Annotated in this window: 16 protein-coding genes; 10 read left to right on the top strand and 6 right to left on the bottom strand. The window is 49.2% G+C overall.

Annotation, left to right across the window (positions count from 1 at the left end; translation table 11 throughout):
- Positions 1–9: 9 nt before the first annotated feature.
- From EHSB41UT_RS05245 to EHSB41UT_RS05235, 3 genes are all read left to right on the top strand, one after another.
- Entirely contained in the window at positions 10–954 is a 945-nt protein-coding gene (locus EHSB41UT_RS05245) for a hypothetical protein (RefSeq protein WP_133060403.1), read from the top strand.
- A gap of 39 nt (positions 955–993) precedes the next feature.
- A complete protein-coding gene (locus EHSB41UT_RS05240; protein WP_133060402.1) occupies positions 994–2,007 on the top strand; it encodes a hypothetical protein in 1,014 nt (337 codons plus the stop codon).
- Between the two features lie 170 nt (positions 2,008–2,177).
- Entirely contained in the window at positions 2,178–3,041 is an 864-nt protein-coding gene (locus EHSB41UT_RS05235; protein ID WP_087107511.1) for a hypothetical protein, read from the top strand.
- Positions 3,042–3,147: 106 nt separating this feature from the next.
- Here EHSB41UT_RS05235 and EHSB41UT_RS05230 read toward each other — a convergent pair whose 3' ends face one another.
- Together EHSB41UT_RS05230 and EHSB41UT_RS05225 are read right to left on the bottom strand one after the other, a co-directional pair.
- Positions 3,148–3,897: a fimbrial biogenesis chaperone gene (locus EHSB41UT_RS05230; RefSeq protein ID WP_087107509.1), complete on the bottom strand. Its 750-nt coding sequence runs from the start codon at positions 3,895–3,897 to the stop codon at positions 3,148–3,150.
- A 70-nt stretch (positions 3,898–3,967) separates the two neighbouring features.
- A complete protein-coding gene (locus EHSB41UT_RS05225) occupies positions 3,968–4,378 on the bottom strand; it encodes a hypothetical protein (protein WP_087107508.1) in 411 nt (136 codons plus the stop codon).
- 483 nt (positions 4,379–4,861) lie between these two features.
- Here EHSB41UT_RS05225 and EHSB41UT_RS05220 point away from each other — a divergent pair, with 483 nt between their 5' ends.
- From EHSB41UT_RS05220 to EHSB41UT_RS05210, 3 genes are all read left to right on the top strand, one after another.
- A complete protein-coding gene (locus tag EHSB41UT_RS05220) occupies positions 4,862–5,368 on the top strand; it encodes a hypothetical protein (RefSeq protein WP_087107505.1) in 507 nt (168 codons plus the stop codon).
- Between the two features lie 146 nt (positions 5,369–5,514).
- Positions 5,515–8,049 (top strand): TcfC E-set like domain-containing protein, encoded by a 2,535-nt coding sequence (locus EHSB41UT_RS05215; protein ID WP_087107503.1) that lies wholly within the window; start codon positions 5,515–5,517, stop codon positions 8,047–8,049.
- Positions 8,042–9,151, top strand: coding sequence for a hypothetical protein (locus tag EHSB41UT_RS05210; RefSeq protein WP_133060401.1), 1,110 nt, complete (start codon positions 8,042–8,044; stop codon positions 9,149–9,151). The genes EHSB41UT_RS05215 and EHSB41UT_RS05210 overlap by 8 nt, the downstream gene beginning before the upstream one ends.
- An 11-nt stretch (positions 9,152–9,162) precedes the next feature.
- Here the strand turns inward: EHSB41UT_RS05210 and EHSB41UT_RS05205 are convergent, their stop codons facing one another.
- A complete protein-coding gene (locus tag EHSB41UT_RS05205) occupies positions 9,163–9,627 on the bottom strand; it encodes a tRNA (cytidine(34)-2'-O)-methyltransferase (protein WP_087107499.1) in 465 nt (154 codons plus the stop codon).
- A gap of 56 nt (positions 9,628–9,683) precedes the next feature.
- On the opposite strand from EHSB41UT_RS05205, the gene EHSB41UT_RS24440 reads away from it, so the two are divergent.
- The 4 genes from EHSB41UT_RS24440 (at position 9,684) to EHSB41UT_RS05190 (ending at position 14,614) form a co-directional block, all read left to right on the top strand.
- The gene (locus EHSB41UT_RS24440) at positions 9,684–10,217 is read left to right on the top strand and encodes a hypothetical protein (RefSeq protein WP_133060400.1); all 534 of its coding nucleotides are present in this window, start codon (positions 9,684–9,686) and stop codon (positions 10,215–10,217) included.
- A 72-nt stretch (positions 10,218–10,289) separates the two neighbouring features.
- Positions 10,290–10,955: a hypothetical protein gene (locus tag EHSB41UT_RS24435; protein ID WP_133060399.1), complete on the top strand. Its 666-nt coding sequence runs from the start codon at positions 10,290–10,292 to the stop codon at positions 10,953–10,955.
- 36 nt (positions 10,956–10,991) lie between these two features.
- Complete coding sequence (locus EHSB41UT_RS05195) at positions 10,992–13,703, top strand: TcfC E-set like domain-containing protein (protein WP_165767156.1); 2,712 nt, start codon at positions 10,992–10,994, stop codon at positions 13,701–13,703.
- Positions 13,670–14,614, top strand: a complete 945-nt coding sequence (locus EHSB41UT_RS05190) for a hypothetical protein (protein WP_133060398.1) — start codon at positions 13,670–13,672, stop codon at positions 14,612–14,614. The genes EHSB41UT_RS05195 and EHSB41UT_RS05190 overlap by 34 nt, the downstream gene beginning before the upstream one ends.
- 5 nt (positions 14,615–14,619) lie before the next feature.
- On the opposite strand, the gene EHSB41UT_RS05185 is transcribed toward EHSB41UT_RS05190, so the two are convergent.
- The 3 genes from EHSB41UT_RS05185 to glnL all read right to left on the bottom strand — a co-directional run bounded on the left by EHSB41UT_RS05185 (position 14,620) and on the right by glnL (position 18,047).
- Complete coding sequence (locus EHSB41UT_RS05185; protein ID WP_087107491.1) at positions 14,620–15,270, bottom strand: hypothetical protein; 651 nt, start codon at positions 15,268–15,270, stop codon at positions 14,620–14,622.
- 111 nt (positions 15,271–15,381) lie between these two features.
- A complete protein-coding gene (glnG, locus tag EHSB41UT_RS05180; RefSeq protein ID WP_087107489.1) occupies positions 15,382–16,860 on the bottom strand; it encodes a nitrogen regulation protein NR(I) in 1,479 nt (492 codons plus the stop codon).
- Positions 16,857–18,047, bottom strand: coding sequence for a nitrogen regulation protein NR(II) (gene glnL / locus EHSB41UT_RS05175; RefSeq protein ID WP_341350347.1), 1,191 nt, complete (start codon positions 18,045–18,047; stop codon positions 16,857–16,859). The genes glnG and glnL overlap by 4 nt, the downstream gene beginning before the upstream one ends.
- Positions 18,048–18,138 lie beyond the last annotated feature (91 nt).

Below are 18,138 nucleotides of genomic sequence, written 5' to 3'. Positions count from 1 at the left end.
GGGGCTCGGATGTTGAGAGGGTTAACACTATTTTTGCTGATGTCCGCGTTTAGTTCGAGTGCCTGGTCTTTGTTTAACTTTGACCAAAGCAGTATCCGTCTGGATGAGTTGGAGATCACCGCCACATCTCCGGATGTCATTAACTACCAGTTTTCAGTGAAATATGAGTCCTTTGGGTGTATTTGGATTTTCTGTGCTCGGCAGTCTTATAGTCTGGGGTTTGCTGATAATTCCATTACTGATCCTAACATAGAGTCATGGTTTGCCGATTTTACGACCGCTTTAATGTCAGGTGCGATTAACTTCAGCGATGATCAAGGTGGGCAAGGGAGGTTTTTTCCAGGAGCATGGTCAGGAAAAGCAACCCAAGGAAGTGATGGAGAAAATCTGACGGGCTCCATTACGATGAGATTACGAAAAAGCGAATTGATCAATCAGATTGAAAATGGTGCAACATCTGTTTCTTTCTACCTTGTCGGACGAGAGATAGAAAACACAACGAGAGACGCTGATGCTGTTCAGATTACTTTACCTATCAGTATGCCGCTTCAGGCTCGTATTTCTGGTTTGAAGGATTTAACTCTATCCGATACGGCTCCAGTCGATCAAATGAATGCCTGTATCTATAACAGCCGGCCCAATGGCCAGGTTCGGCTTGAGTTTGATAGTGCTTCAAACCCCGGGCAGGAATTCCGGTTGGGGCTAAGTGGCAAGAACTGTTCTGATTCTGAGAACTGTCTGAACTACACCGTTGATGTGAGTCAGGGAGGCCGATCCAAAACTTACAGCGAATATCAGGATAAAGATACAGACGCCATTTGGCAGGGCACTGATGATATCGATAACAGGGATTGTGGAAATTTGACTATTGCCGCCAGACTCAATAGTGCAACCAGCACAGCTTTGCCGGGTGTTTACAGCGATACCATGACAGTGACGGTTATTCCCGAATAGTAGACATCCTCCTGTAACACAGGGAATCGAGAGGGTGATGTGATAATAAAAATAACGCTTCGTACACTGACCTTATTGATGATCTGTTTAAGCTGGCAGGCTCAGGCTGATAATGATTGCCGCCTGTCCAATATTGCCAGTTGTGCTGACGATGGTACGAACTGGCTGAAGCTTAAACGGCTTGATGATATGCCTGATGTTGTCTGGCAGGGTGAACCTGTGGTGGAAACGGAAGTGCCTGCCGCCAATGATGGACGACGCTTTTGTATATTGGCTTATGCACAATCACCGTTCAGGTATGCGCAACCTTATACCCTGACGTTTTCAGGGCGGTTCAAAGACGGCCAGCCAATGCTGGTAGGGCCGGGGAGAAAAGAGATTCCGGTGTCTCTGAAAATTTCAGGGCGAACCGCCTATAACGCTATTGATCCGGAGCAGAAGACTATTGAGGAGGGGCGCTCCATTGATGTGAACCCTGGGGCGTTCAATATTAACTGCCGGCAGATGGAGTTTAATCTTGAAGCTTCTGTCGATAGAGACGATATCCTCGCCTTTGGTGATGAGGCGGTGTTTACTGGACGCTTTACGGTTCATGCAGACTCCGGTTTGCTGTCCGTTTCTGAAGACTTTGAGGTTTCGGTTGATGTGAAAAAGGTTTATCAGGTCAGCAAACTGCAGGATGTCATTCTGGATCAGCAGGATCTGAGCGGTAGCTGGTATTACGAAGATATGCCTTTCTGTGTTTTTGCCCTGGGTGGCGGCTCCTACAAGGTTAACCTTCAATCCTCCAATACTAATAATGACTTCCATCTGGAGGGGGCTCCCGGCTCCATTATTCCCTACCGTATCAGCCTGAAGGGTGATTATGACTCCCAATGGAGTATTTTCTCGGCCTCCGGCGATAGTGAGCATCCTTACTTTGCCAGTCCATCCTCTGACTGCTTCCAGGGAACCAGTGCCTTAATGAGAGTGGAAGTACAGGCTGCAGATACCTCCGCTTCCGCACCAGGCAGCTACACCGATACGGTTGTTGTCACCATTATTCCGGATTAGACCGATGGTGCATTTGGATATGTCCGCTGACAAAATATTACGAGAATGCCCTCCCTTTGTTTATGCGGTCATGTGGATAATAGCTGCAGCAAGAAATGGAGACTGGGGGAAGTGTGGCTTTAGCCAAGCCTGACAGAAGGGATAGATTGAGAGGAGTTGTTTACACTCTTTTGACTGTCTTGTGTCTCAGTCTCAGTTCGCTCAGTTACGGCTTTTCTCTGATCGCAGTCGACGAACCGATTCGATTTTATGAAGAAACGGAGACAACCGTACGTCTCAGAGCAGAGATTGCCATCACTTCTAATAACCCCAATAACATCAGAAACCTGGCGGCCTATTTCTATTGGTTGGGCACGGAGCCGGTGCAAAGTCGTGTACTGCTGTCATCAAAAGACAGCTCGCAGAATATTAATGACCTGCCATTACGAACGGGTCAGTTTGTGAATTTCTCTCTGCAGGGAACGGGGCGGTGTCGTACGATTTCGGATGTCTGTTCTCTGTATCTGATTATTGAGATTGATAAGAGCGTGATTGCCTCTTACAGCGATGCCCGCAGCTGGATTGATCTCTATATTCGTTCCCGGGATGCTAATCTATCGGATCGACATATTCGTCTGAGAGTGGAGTACCCCAAATTTGAAAAGGCTATCAGGCTAAGCGGGCTGAGGGATGTTCATTTCTCACAATCCCAGTTTGAGAACACGCCTAATAGTTATATCGAAGATCGTTTCACCGCCTGTGTGGAAAGTAACTACCGTGGTACTTACACACTCACGGCAGACTCTCGCAATGTTGTGGGAGGCGAGCAGCTGTTTCTCCGCTCCGGAGCGGGTGATACCGTGCGCTATTACATGACGATTAATGGTTATGGATTTAATGGCGAGAGAAGCCTTCGGCTTAATGCCTCTGGTGCGAGTGGCTGTGGCGAGCAGAATCAACTGGACTTTGGATTGTTTATCTACAGGAATTGGGTATCTCAGGCGACTGAGGATACCTATTCTGACCAGATGACGATCACCGTCTCGGTGGAGTGATTAGCCTCTGGTTACCATGCTCTGCGTGGTAACTCATGTCGCCAACGACTTGATATCGACAGGTATGCGTTCCCACGGAGAACCGTAGGAACGAGAATATCATCGGCTAGATAGGGAACTGTTTGGCTTCTTCCTTATCACCATCAAACAAGCCGAATTCAATAAACCCGCCCTGAGCTTTCTGTTCTTTGGTCAGAGGCAGGCTCCAGCTCTGTCCGGCATAGATACGGCTACCTTCGGTCAGCTCAGTACACTGCTCTTTCTTACTGCTTTGGGAGGCCAGCTTGGAAACACTCTTAGGGCAGTAACGGCCATTACGCAGCACCACATTCATATTGCCGCTGTTGGTAAAAGTCATTTGATCTTTATTGACCTTGGCAGCTACATCATAGAACGGGTTTTCCGGCCGGATAAATGCCAGCACCTGATAAGCGATCAGGATCTTGACCGCAGTCTGGGTGGCTTCCAGCTCGCCGACAACCGGACGGAAGGTAATACGGTAAACCTCTTCGACTTTTGGCGGTTCATTCAGGTTCAGCAGGCGGACAGTCTTGCGGCCGCCAGGAGCAACAATGCTCTTATCTGGGGTAGCCAGCAGCTGCATCTTGTCCGGATCGGTAATCTGGATGCGCTGCTCTTTATCTGAACCCGGGTTTTCAACTTTGAATATTTCGGTTTCCAGATAGAGGGTTTCGTTGTCCGGATTGGTGACCAGGATATCCTGCCGTGGCAGCTTATCGGCATCAAAGTAGACAATCATACGGTCAAGCTGAACACCGGCAAAAGCAGTTGCGGAGAAGCATGCCAGCCCTGCAGCACAGAACAGACGGCGGAGGGAAGGTAGTAATGCTTTCATGACGACAATGGGGCTTTTTATAAGTACCGGTGTTTTATAACCGGATTTTCCGCATGTCACAACCTGAGAACTACTCTGGGGCGATCAGCAGGGTCTGAACTGAGTCACTGGAAGTATTACGGTCAGCTGGCATAAGTAGCTGCCGGTTACAGTGACGGGTGTTGGCGATAACCGGCTCATCATTCAAAGCGATCTTTTGGCCGGCTTCATTAATAAGAACGGGGGAGACATCCGGCAGTTCACGGGTTATACGGTCGGGCATCACTGAGGTGGAGTAGTGACTGATTCCGGTGCCGTTCAGACAAAAGTCTTTTGGAAGCCTATTCAGCTCCATAGATGTTCGGGTAAAAGCAACTTTCGGTGGAATAACCAGCGTGATGGAGAATGAACCGGTGGATGTTGCACCCAATGCACCCTGAACAGCGCCAAGGCTGAAGGGGGATAGGGTGACCAAAAGTAATCCAGCCAGCAGACTTTTCATGGACTCAATCCTCTTGTTCCTATCAGCAGCTATCGGCGGTATGGGGAAGTGCTGAAGAACAGAAGTCAGGGAGCTGGAAGATGAAACTGAGCACCGACAGGTAATGAATATATTTTCTAACTTTCTGATATAAAAAGACTTTTTTTGTATGCGTTTGTCGCGCTTTTCAAAATGAGAAGCGGGTTGCAAAACGCTTTTTTTAAATTTGTTTTAGATCAAAAGAAGTGCATCTTTTTGTAGTCGTAAAAATCATCCCAAAGTCGATGATGGGTACAAACACCTACCTCTCCACCTCCTGTCGGGATAATTTTTCATGAGAGTCAGTGTTGTTCGATAAATGACCAGATGATCTCGTAGTTTGCAATGTCATGTGCGTATTTCACGTAAGGATTTGGTTCATGAAAATGACAAGTCACTGATGATTTGGTGAACACTTTGTTTGCCTGTGAAATCAGCTCTACAAGACTTGGAGTAAATGAAAGCATGCGTTTGAAAGTATTGGCACTGATTATGTCCATGGGTGTCACTGGCGGTGCGTTTGCAGCCACAGATTCTCAGCCTGGAGATAACTCCGCTACCTTTAAAATCACTTACGAGCAGGCGGAACAGGCCAAAATCTGGGGCTTGGATAATGTCACGATCACCAAACTTGGCGAGCCTGCAACTGATAATGCCTGTATCTACAGTAATGTATCAGATTCTGTACAGTTGACTCTGCAGGATACCAACTTTGAACTGGTCAACTCTGTAAAAGGTACCAAGATTGATTACAGAATCACTGTAACCCCGACAGGTAACGGCGATAGCCAATCGGTTGAGTTTAACAAGGATTCCAAAGCCCCTCAGGATATTCGGCTGATCAATACCTCAGTAACGCCTGATATGGATTGCGGTAACGGCAATATTCAGGTTTCCATCAATACAGATCCTGCTTATGTTGCTGCTGGTAAATATACCGATACCGTGACCATGGTTGTTACACCGAACTAATACATCACCTGATGCGCTAATCGGGTTGCTTCCGAAGTGATGCAGCCCGATTGTTTACTCTCAACCTGTCGATCGAATCCACATCGCAGGACTGAGAATTCTGCTCCATGCTTACCCCCTTCTGACCAGACCTCCATAGAGCCTCTATGACATTGAGCTCAGCTTCGTCATCCGCAGCAGTGGTGTTTATTTCCCTGTTGAATACAGCTGCCATTGCTTTGATGAGCAGCGGTGCCGCTTATGGCGCGGAGGATGGCTTTGTTGTTAAGGAGAAGGTGCCGGTTGGGTTTGAGGCTTTGAGCGGCCCTCAGCGTTCCTCCATCGATATTTACTACGGAGGACGCTACCTCGGTTCCCAGATAGTGACATTTACTCCAGAAACTATCGAGTTCAGAAATCCGGGTGAACTGGTTGCCAAAATCGAGGATATAAAAAATCCGGCACTGGTCACGGAAAGCCTGACCGGTGCGATCGACAGCCATGTTGGGGCTATTTGTTCTTCCGTAAGCTCCGTTGAGGCATCCCAGCCCTGCGATACCATTCAGCCGGCTATTGCCGGTGCGATCTTTGATGAGAACCGGTTTCGTGCCGACCTGTTTATCAATCCACGATTCTTGCAGACCAAACCTGCAAGTGTAAAAAAATACCTGCCCCCCTCAGAAAGTGGCCCCTCGTTTATGCAGAACCTTTATGTGGCGGCCAGCGGGAATACTGCTTCTGAAGGTGTAGCCTCCATTCATGACTGGAACCTGAGTGGCCAGAGTCTGTTTGCCTGGGAAGAGAACAGTATTCAGGCGAATTGGGATTACAGTAGTAACGACGCCCTGTCGTTTACCAATTTGTACGCTGAGCGGGATTTTCAGGGAACCACCTGGCAGGCAGGTATGGTATCCAATACGGGTTTCGGACAGAGCTTTATGAATACCCAGAGTATGTTGGGAGCCCGGATTGCCACTTCTCTGAATACCCGAACAGATCAGCGTTACTCTTCAGCAACGCCGCTGGATGTGTTCTTTCCTACCCGAGGCCGGGTTGAGCTGCGTCGTGATAATCGTCTGCTTTATACCGGCTTTTATGAGGCGGGTAATAACACGGTGGATACTTCCACCCTACCGGATGGTGCCTATAACCTGGACATTCGGGTGCTGGATGATACCGGTCAGCTGATTCGTTCCGAGACCCGCTTCTTCGCTAAACAGTATGGTATGCCTCCTCCCGATGAGTGGGTCTGGTTTCTTGAAGCTGGCGATATCGTCAATCAGGAAGCGAATACGACATTACCACGAGCGACTCATCTCTATATGGGGCGAGGGGGTGTCGGTCGTCGTTTGGGAGAAACCTGGGCGGCGAACCTGAGTGCAGCGGTGGATAATGATGAGCAGCTGGTCGAACTGGAAATTCTGAAGGTCGGGAATAGCTGGAGTGCTTCTCCCTTCTTCATGTTATCCGGAAGTGGAGACAAGGGGCTTGGCTTTGATTTTCGTTCCCAGTGGTCAGGTCGCTCTCTGGGAGGGAACTATCGGCGTTTGTGGAGCAACGGTATTCCAATACCGGGCTCGGGGAATCAGGCTAACTCCGGTAATGAGCTGCTGAATGAAAGTTTCGAGCAGATAGCCGGCTATATTATTGTCCCGGTAGACAACGGCAGTGTTGGCTACAAGTACAGCTACAGTGCTCGTAAAGACGCTCAGGCTCTCACTATTCATAACCTTTACTGGCGTTCGGTTTTGTGGCGCGGCGGCGGTCAGGATATTGATGCCGATATCGGGCTCAGTAAATCCGGTTCTGATTATGTTATCCAGTTGACTTTGAATTTCCGCTACTCGAAAGGACAGTGGGACTTTGGGTTAAGCCCATCTGCCTCCCGCAACAAGTCGGAAGGGGACAGCACAACCTATGAATCCCTGTCGTTGGATGCACGGTGGGAAGATGGTCGTAAGCTGGATGGTGATTTGATTGTTCATGGCACAGTTGCTGGTCAGAACAATGAAAAGCGTCTGAATGGTCTGGTCGAGTATTCCGATCATCGTGGGCGGGGCAGCCTCGCCGTTAACCATGTTCGCACGTCGGATGATTCCGTGACCAACTATGCCCTGAACTACGGCACCAGTTTGATTTCGGACGGCAACATTGTTTCTGTCGGTGGGAGTGAGTACGCCAACAGTGCGGTGGTGATTGATATTCAGGGGCGTGACGGGGATCGATTTGATGTGCTGGTGGACGGGCGCCGGGTGACTTATGCCGTGGTTGGTGAGCCGACAGTCGTACCACTGACCTCATACCATGAATACCGGATTACAGTCGTCCCTGCGGGCACCTCACTTTACGAATTCGACGAGAAGACCGAAGTTGTCACTCTTTACCCTGGTAATGTTGAAACCATTACCGTGGTGGCCACACCTGTCCGGCTGGCTTTCGGGCGTGTGCTTCTGGATAAAAAATCCGGGTCAGGCTGGCGTATTGAGGCTGGTGATCACAGTGCAGCCGTTTCCAGTAATGGCATGTTTCAGATAAATATTCCTGTCGATACAAAAGCTTTACGGCTGGAAACTCCGGAAGGGTTGACCTGCAGTATTCCTTTGACTGGAAAATCAACCCGGGATGTTCTTCGGTTGGGAACCTTGCGCCTGAAGGCCTCCGATTGTGTGCAGCATCAGAACCCGGAGGTGATTCATGAGTAAATTAAGTATTCGGTGGCCTGCCTGGGTTCGCCTTTGTTCTGCTTCAGGTCGTAATATGATGCGTTGTTTTGCTGCTATGGCACTCTTGTTGGTCTCTGGACTGAGTTTCAGTGTTTATGATTCTGACAAGGCTGGTGTACTTAAGTCAGGGGTTGATCTAAGTAGTCCTGCCGAGAGCAGTCTGGAAGCAACGCCTTCAGTCGCTGAGGTTTCAACGACCCGAGAGCCTCCCTTCGGTATCCATATGCTGGATGGCAGCTCGTTTCACAAATACTGGAATGGTGAGCGAGAGGTGGTTTTTGAGGCTGACTTTTGTCTGCTGGCCCGTGACCCGGCTGTGCTGAAAGATCTGCAGTTCTCCAATGTGCGTTCTGGTGTTTATGGGTATCACAATGATGTGCGGTTTATTGACCATGTTGTTTTTAAAGGCACGGGCAGTGCTGTTGGCAATAAACAGATTGAGCTTGTTCCGAACAGCACTTCGTCTGCCAGATTGTTAACCCGTGGACATAATAATCAGAGCTGTTCGGCTTACAGCTTTACCTTACAGGCCGTAGCGACCAGTGACCTGATAGATGAATACGGATTAGGAGGGAGGCGGCAGGGTTGGCTCAGCTTCAAAATAACCGCTCAGGGGCACGGGCGGCTTTACTATGATCAGGTTCATCTTTATCTGGATCTGAGCATTATCCCGGTTTATAAAATTTCAAAAACCCGAAATATTGTTTTGAACCGACATGATATTCAGCCGGGGAATTGGCTTTGGGAAGATATGTATTTCTGTGTTTACGGCACTGGCGGAGCGCGCTACTCCATGACGCTGGATTCTTCCAATTCGGGAGGGAAGTTTGTACTGATGAACAGCCGGGGTGAAAGCATTCAGTATCTTCCCAGTGTCAGGGATACAAGCCCTTACGGGTATTGTGATGTGACACCTTCCCAGCCTGGTAAAATTAACTGCAGTTTTATCTCCAGTAGAAGCCAAACCTGCAACGGTGGAACGAATGCCCGATTCCGGGCAGCGATTCCCATGCGGAACCTGAAGCCGCTGGATGCCGGGTCTTACAGCGATATTATGCAGATAACCATTGGGCCGGAGTAGGAGAGGCGGAATCAAATACCGCCAGTAAAGCCCAGTTGTCGCCAGGCCTCATAACTGACAATGGCTACTGCATTGGAAAGGTTAAGACTGCGACTGGAAGGAATCATCGGAATCCGCAGACGGTGTTCTTCCGGGAAGCTATTGCGAAGATCATCAGGCAGACCACTGGTCTCAGAGCCAAACAGTAAAACGTCACCTTCCTGATACTCCAGCTGATCATGGGGACGGCTGCCTTTGGTGGTACAGGCCAGAATGCGTCGCCCTGCCATGGCTTCGGCAAATGCATTGTAATTGGGGTGAACGGTCACTCTGGCAAGGTCATGGTAATCCAGCCCGGCGCGGCGCAGCTTCTTCTCCTCCAGATCGAAACCCAAAGGCTCTATCAGGTGCAGATGGCAACCGTTATTGGCGACGAGGCGGATCAGGTTGCCGGTATTGGCTGCAATGCGAGGTTCATAAAGGGCGATATGAAACATGAAAGGCTATAACTTCCTGCCAGTGGATCGATTGGTCGGTTAAGAGCATACCCAGAATGTTCCATTTGCGCATCCTGCAAGTCTGTCTTCTATTATCAGGTCTGATGTTTGGTCTGGCGGCAACTGCAATTTGTACGTCTACAACCTGCCAGCAGGGAACAACATCCTCAGGAAGCATAGCTGTTACCCTACACCCTAATGAGGAGGCTCGTCTCTGGGGACTGAGTCATCTGAATTTGGGGTATCATCCGAAGGGTAATGTCTATCAGGCAATCATTTCGTTTTGTGCCTTCAGTTCGACAGGACGAGGGCAGATCACAGTCAATAGCCAACACAGTATGAGTTTGATTGGGCCTACCGGGGGACGTGGTTCTTATCAGTTATGGATTGCCCATATCGGAGCTTCGGACTGGATGTTTCTGAATAATGGGGATGCAGTAGCCTTTAATTTCGAGGTGCTGCAGCCGGGCGAGCCTTGTGAAGGGCAAAGCAATATCAAGCTGAAAGCCATGACGAATGTTCAAAATTTTCGTGGATTATCAAATGGGTTTTATACCGACATTCTGACCGTGCTACTGACACCGTTATGATGTGTATGGTCTTTTCAAACGGATTTTCTCGGCTACGCTTTTGTGCTTTGTGGTTCTCTAGGTGTGATGATAATGCTTGTTCAAAGCCGCTATCTTTTACTGGGAGTTCTGCTGTTCTCCAGTATGTTGTCACATGCCCAGTCTACTGGGACGGCCTGTGCGGGTTTTCCCGAGCCGTGCTCTGAAGTCAGCAGCTCAAGTAATAGTTGCCAACTGGCGTCTACATCATCTGCGACTGTGTGTGTAGGACTGGAAATTGAGAATGGTGTGCGGATATGGGGGCTGAATAATATTGAATTTCCGGTGTCGCCAACGGGTAATACCGCCCCCGCTAATGTTGTGCAAACCTTTTGCGTATTTTCCAATCAGCACGATGGTAGTTATAACCTGACCGTTGATGTTGTCAGTGGGAGTTCCACTCCAAACAGTAAGTTGATCTTATCCTACAAACCAGCATCAGGTGTCACTGTCACAACTGATCCAATCAATTATTCTCTGAACTTTAAGGCTGTCGGTTCAACTGGAGCTGGCACAACGATAACAACCTACGGACAATCTGCGACCTTTACAAATGGTGGAGCATCCGGGAATGGACTCAGTACGGAATGCACAACGGGTAATCTGGAACTTACGGCTTCGATTTCCAGCTCTCTTGCAACAGCAATTTCAGGTATTTATTCCGACACTATTATACTGACAGTGGGAACAAGTACCACTTCAGCGGGCGGGGATGGCTGATACCCATAGGGAATGATATGCCAGACTCACCATAGGTTGCTGTTTTCCCAGCACTCGCTGTTTTTTATTGTTTTATGGAGCCTTCTGGCGCCTGTGATTGCCTGTGCGGAGTTATTTGTAGCATCCGCATCACCTCCAAAAGGCTTTGAGCTACTGACCGAACCCTGGCAGACGATGGTGGATGTTTATTACGGCAGTCGCTATCTGGTTGCGGCACACGCAACGATTTACCCGGATGCAATAGAATTTAGTGATCCGGCAGCCATCGCCAAAGCTGTTCCCCATGTATTAAATCCGGTCGCTGTTGCGGCTGCATTGACCGGTCGTATTAACTCTCATACGGGGCAGGTGTGCCAGAATGGCCAGCCGGCGATGGCAGGAGAGCAGTCCTGTGGCTGGATTCACCCTGTTATTGCCGGTGTGATTTTTGATGAGCAACGATTTCGGGCAACGGTCTTCGTTGCTCCGGAATATCTTGAGCAGAGTGCCCTTAACCGTCAGCGCTATCTTTCACCACCTACTTCTATGGAGCCCGGTTTTATACAACGTCTCAGCTTGTCATCGTCCGGTGTCTGGTCGGAAGGTAGTCATACAGTACTTTACGGACAAACTTATCTATCCAAAGGTGCTGATGATATTGAGGCCAGCTGGGATGTTGCTGAAGGGTATGGGGTTCATCTCTCCAGTCTTTATATAGATCGGGAATATGAAGGGATTGATCTTCGCGGTGGCTATCAACGTACAGCCGGTTTTGGTTACTCGTTTACCCCGGATCAACCAATTATCGGCGTGCATTTGGGAACATCAGAAAACACTTATCTTGATTTGATACAAATGCGTTCAACCCCTTTGGATGTCTTTCTCCCGTCCCGTGGGCGGGTGGAAATATTTAAGGACGGTTTGCTTCTGCAAGCCTGGATGCTTGATGCCGGTAGTCACCCGTTAAATACCTCCCGTTTCCCATCCGGCGCGTATGAGATCACGATAAAAATTTTGGGAGAAGGTAATCAGCTGATTAGCGAAGAAACGCGTTTTTTTGTTAATCAGGCTCGTCTCCCACCCTCTGGTTTTCCGCTCTGGTTTGTTGAGGGTGGGCGGGTTACCAAAGAGAGTCAGCGAGGTATTAAACCGGAGTTAAGCGATTTTTGGTTATTGCGGGGAGGATATACCCAGAGGTTGGGGAATCGGTGGGGCAGTGTTCTTGCTGCAGCTGCTACACAGCAAGCTGGATTGGTAGAAACAGGGATTCTCTGGGTTAGTCAGTACCTCAACTTGTCCCCGTCATTTCTGTTAAGTAACCGAGGAGATAAGGGATACCGGATTGATGGGCAACTTACCGGCACCAACTTTTTTATTAATGCCAATTATCGAAAGCTCACGATTCATCACAAACCCGAGCCAGTTTTGTTCGGCAGCAATACGGAAAGCTTTTCTACCAGTGCTAATACGAGATTATGGAATGGTGTGCTCCAGTATCGCTATCTTCGGATAGGAAATACCAGCCTTTCGGGAAAGCTGGAACATCAACCGGAACAGCACACTGTGAGCTATTCACGTACACTGCTTCAAGATCGATCCTTTCAACTTGAAGGCCGAATAGAAGCTATGATTGTTGCAGATGATCGCAGGCTTTTTGGTGGGCTGAACTTTCGTTTACGTAATGATCGATTTCAGCAGGCTTTTATTGCTCAGGTTTCTCGTCAGGACTCCGGAGGGAGTGATCGGGAAACCTCGGCGAAGGGTAGTTATGATATTTCATTTAATGAAATCAAAACAGGTGACGGGCGGCTGAGTGGGCATGGGTGGGGAAGTGTAGAAAAAGAGCAGTGGGGCACAGGTGGGACACTCAACTATATGTCGATGCAAGGCAGCATCAATGGCAGTGTTTCTTATTCAAAAAGCACCAGAAGTTCAAATGAATATGCAGCAAAATCATGGGCTGTTGGAGCAGTAACCAACCTTAGCTATAAAGATGGGCACATTATCTTTGGAGGAGACTTTGCTGCCAACAGTATGTTGGTTGTACAGGTTAATGATGCCCCTAAAAGCAGTGAGTTTCAGGTTCTTGTCAATGATCAGGTACGAGGTCGCGCAAGAGGAGGTCTGGCTTCGATAATACCTCTGGCACCTTTTCAGAGTTATCGGATACGACTGCAGGCGGTTGGAACAGGCTTATTTAATTATGACGACAATGAACGAGAAGTGACTTTGTATCCAGGTAATGTCGTCCTGCAAAGCTTTAGTGCTCATCCCGTTAAACTGGTATTTGGTCAGCTGTTAGATAAAAGCGAGCAGCCATGGGCGGGAGTCTCTGTGTGTGGGGGGGATAACTGTGTTGTCACTGATGACTTTGGAATTTATCAGCTGGAAATTCCGGCCAATAAAGAACAGCTTTCCTTCAAACAGGGAAAGCAAGTGGTTGGGATTGTGAACCTTGATTATGTGGTAGAAACAAACAAAAACGAGATTCTGAGACCGATTGTCAATCTTGGTTCTACCCAGTTGAATGCTGTGAGAAGTATCAATAAAAATGAAGGTGTTTCATTAGGGACATTAGTTGAAGAGTCACAGCTACCTGTTCCTGATAATCGTAAGACGTCTGAAAAAACTCCAAAAGATCAGAAGTGCCACTCAATTCGACCATTGGAGCTGTATGTATGTGCTCATCACCCTGCGGTGACATACTCCCTTTTCCCCGGGAAAACATTTTGGAAATGCGCAGGGATTCGCTGTTCAAGCCAGCAATAATAATAAAACTATGGCTGATGGTATTTATCACTCTGTTTAATACGGAGGCTCAAGCATTTTTTGACTTTAATTATGTGACGACCGGTCAATTGAACTGGAATCCTGAAAACAATAACAGTCTACAGGTGGCGATAACGGTCGGTTTCAGTAGCTGGTGCTCCAGTGGGTGTATAGGACAGGAATATCGACTGGCTATTTTTGACGATTATCAGTACGGAACACCGGTCCTGGGACCTCAACCTGTATTAAATAAGTATCTTAATGGGCCGGTAAAGTGGAGTCAGGGCGGTCAAAGTGCATCGTTTAACCCGGGGGAGTGGAGTACCGCTGCGTTGACGACACACACAAATGGCCAGGTGACTGGAACATTAACACTGACGTTTGATCGTGATGTTCTTGGAGGTTTGCAGCAGGGCAGTCACCAATTCACGTTTATGCTGGTTGGTGAGGATACTGAAAACACAACTCATATTGATAAGCGATTGGTATCCATTCTTATTAATATTCCAAGCACTGTAAAAATCAGCAATCTGGAAGATGTAAACCTGTTTTATGCCGAGTGGTCAGGCAGCTGGATCTGGAAGCAAACGACTTTCTGTGTGTTTGATAGTCTGGGGGGCTGGTATCGTATTTCTTTTAATGGTGCGAATAATCCAGGAGGCAGCTTCGAGCTAAAGAGTGCTGCAGGGCGGCAGCTTCATTATCGAGTCAGCTATCAGACACCAGGTAGTAATTGGCAGTTGCTGAATGCGGCAGGCATGATGCCTAGATGGTTTCAGGGAAGCCGCTCTCTGGACTGTAATGGGCAAAACAATGCGATATTACGGGTCGAAATTTACGGTCAGGATGTTTATAAGGTTCCTGTGGATACCTATAGCGATACGCTGACTATTACCGTGAGTGTGAATTAATTTTTCTAGCCTAACTTCAGGGTTTTGGTGGTTTCCTGATTCCCTTCATAAACACCATATTTGATAGTGCCTTTGTCGACGGGGATATCTGCTGGCAGCGGAGTTGACCAACTCTGGCCGCTGTAAATTCGTCGTCCTTTCTCCAGATCAATACAGTCATTATCGTTGGTGCCTGGGCAATATCGTGGCTTGCGTATAATGACATTAATATTGCCAGTGTTGGTGAGTTGCAGTTGCCGGTTTTGGATAGAGGCACTGACCTGCCAGAAAGGCTTTTCTGGTTGCACAAACACCAGAGCCTGATAGGCGATCAAAATTTTTACGGCGGTGCGGTTGGCTTTGATATCTCCGATAACCGGCCTGAAGGTAACCCGGTAAACCTTTTCCACTGAGGGTGTTTCCAGACTTAGAAGGCGAATCGATTTCAGATTGCCCGAGGGAATTACCGCCTTGTTCGGCGTAGCCAGCAGCTTCATCTCAGCAGGGGTGGTGATACGAACATTTTCTTCCTGTTCTGTACCCGGATTCTCGACCCGATAGATTTCAGTTTCCAGATAGAGCACTTCTGCATCCGGATTGCTGACCGTGACATCCTGTCTGGGTGGTTGATCGGAGCGAAAGTAGATAACGATGGGGGAGACATTCATGCTGGCCATTATTGGAGTGGCCAGAAGCAGAAAAAGAAAGGACGTTGTTATTCTCAGACTTTGCAAAGCTCACTCCCCCTGCCTGTTGAAAGCAGAAAGGAGTGTAGACGTTAAGCGACTCTAAACCGCTTCTTCCAGGGATTCTTCTTCGTCAGCCTTGTTATCATTCATACCCAGCTCCTTGATCTTGCGAGTCAGGGTATTTCGCCCCCAGCCCAGCAAGGCAGCAGCATCCCGGCGTCTGCCGAAGGTATGTTTGAGTGCGGTTTCGATCATGATGCGTTCAAAAGCAGGAACCGCATGGTTTAGTAGCTCGGTTTCGCCACGGGTCAGCTGTTGATCCGCCCAGTTGCGCAGAGCCTGTTCCCAGTTATCTCCGGCTGTCGGTATAGCCTGTTGCTGCATCAGCTCAGGCGGCATATCGGCGACCAGCACTTCCCGGCCGGATGCCATAACCGTCAGCCAGCGGCAGGTATTTTCAAGCTGTCGTACATTGCCGGGCCAGTCCAGGCAGGACATAAACTCGACGGTGTCGGCATGTAGAATCTTGGGTTCCACATCCAGCTCTTTAGCGGCCCGGTCGAGAAAGTGCCGGGCCAGCAATGGAATGTCTTCCCGGCGGTCTGCCAGTCGTGGCAGATGCACACGGATAACATTGAGTCGGTGGAACAGGTCTTCCCGGAACTTGCCTTCCAGAACCAGGTTTTCGAGATCCTGGTGGGTCGCAGCAATAATACGAACATTGACCGATACCGGCGTATGGCCGCCAACACGATAAAATTCGCCATCGGCCAGAACCCTGAGCAGACGGGTCTGGGTATCTGCCGGCATATCCCCAATTTCATCGAGAAACAGGGTACCGCCGTCGGCCTGTTCAAAACGGCCCCGGCGGGTGGCATTGGCACCGGTAAAGGCGCCTTTCTCATGCCCGAACAGTTCGGATTCGATCAGGTCCTTGGGGATAGCTGCCATATTCAAAGGAATAAAGGGTGCTGCCGCTCGTGGGCTGTGACGATGCAGGGCATGGGCAACCAGCTCTTTACCGGTTCCGGATTCGCCGTTAATCAGCACAGTGATATTAGATTGTGACAGTCGTCCAATGGCACGGAAGACTTCCTGCATAGCCGGAGCTTCGCCAATAATTTCCGGCGTTGGTTCGGCGTGCTGTTCCAGTTGCTGAGCCTGTTTCTCCTGTGCCAGTTCCTGCGCATGACTAAGCGCACGCTTAACCAGATTAACCGCTTCATCCAGATCGAAAGGCTTGGGCAGGTACTCGAACGCACCGCCCTGATAGGAAGCAACAGCACTGTCCAAATCCGAGTGGGCGGTCATGATAATCACCGGCAGTTCCGGGTAATCGGTCTGCAATGTTTTCAGCATGGCCAGACCGTCGGTACCAGGCATGCGCACATCACTGATAATGGCATCCGGCCGCTGGCTGGCAATCTTGTTCAGCGCAGTATCGGCACTTTCAAAACTGGAAACCTTGATACCGGCCTGAGACAAAGCCCGTTCCAGAACCCAGCGGATAGAACGATCATCATCAATGATCCAGACGTGTCCGTTCACTTCCTTGTTGATGGCTGAATCTATGCTCATGGCGTTCTCCCGGCTCCTGCGTGAGTCTGTTGTTCAGTCTTGTGACTGACAAAGGGAATAAAAAGGCTAAAACGGGTTTGTCCGGGCTCCGACTCACAATTAATAATGCCGTCGTGCTGGCTCAGGATGGATTGGGCGATGGAGAGTCCCAGGCCGGTGCCATCGGCGCGGCCACTGATCATCGGGTAAAAAATATTCTCCAGCATATCTTTGGGAATACCCGGGCCGTTATCTTCGATGTCGACCCGGCAGATAATCCGGTGGCGGACATTGCTGATGGTGAACTGTCTGAGAATGCGGGTGCGCAGGGTGATGCAGCCATCGCTTTGGGGCATGCTCTGGGTGATGGCCTGCATGGCATTGCGAACAATATTCAGGGTGGCCTGAATCATCTGTTCCGCATCAATACTCATTTCCGGAATGCTGGGGTCGTAATCGCGGATGATACGCAGCGAGTGGCCGGTCTCGGCATTGATCAGGCTGCAGACCCGTTCCAGCACTTCGTGGATATTGGTTTCATCAAAGCGGGGCGGTTTGATCGGCCCAAGCATCCGGTCAACCAGATTCCGCAGCCGGTCGGCTTCTTCAATAATGACGCTGGTGTACTCTTTCAGCTCGGCATTAGGCAGTTCCCGTTCCAGTAGCTGTGCTGCACCGCGTACGCCGCCCAGCGGGTTTTTAATTTCATGGGCCAAGCCGCGAACAAGGATACGGGCAGTTTCCTGTTTAGCCTTGAGGGTTTCTTCCCGGCGAATACGAAGCAGGCGATCGCGGGGTTGCAGCTCCATCAACAGGTTCGCCTCTCCAGCATCCTGCAGTGGAGTGATGGCGTAATCAGCAGTCAGACTTTGCCCGGTCAGCAGTTGCAGTTTGGCTTCCCGCTTGTTGTAGCCTTCTTCGTTATACAAGGCTTTTTCCATGCTGCTCAGGGAGGATTGATCTTCAATAAACAGTTCACGGATGTTGATACCGTGCACACGACGGTCGCTGACTTCGAGTACATCTTCAGCCGCAGCATTCATATAACGAAGGTTCAGCTCACTATCAAAAACCAGTACAGCGGTGGTCAGGTTATCCAGCAGGCTTTTCTGCATTGAAGCCGGAAGGTCATCGCCAGGCTGGTGCTGCAGAGTATTGGTAAGCCGGGTACCCGTAATCATGGAATCGTTCTGCCTGATAGTCTTCATTGTTGCTGTTGTGATTCTTCCTGTTGTTATTGCAAGAAGTAAACCAGCTTTGTTTTTGCAGGTTTCCAATCCAGAAAACCTGTGTATTCGG

Origin of the sequence: Parendozoicomonas haliclonae (assembly GCF_900174585.1) — a bacterium.
GTDB classification, from domain to species: Bacteria; Pseudomonadota; Gammaproteobacteria; order Pseudomonadales; family Endozoicomonadaceae; genus Sansalvadorimonas; species Sansalvadorimonas haliclonae.
This window is presented reverse-complemented; position numbering and strand designations above follow the sequence as displayed.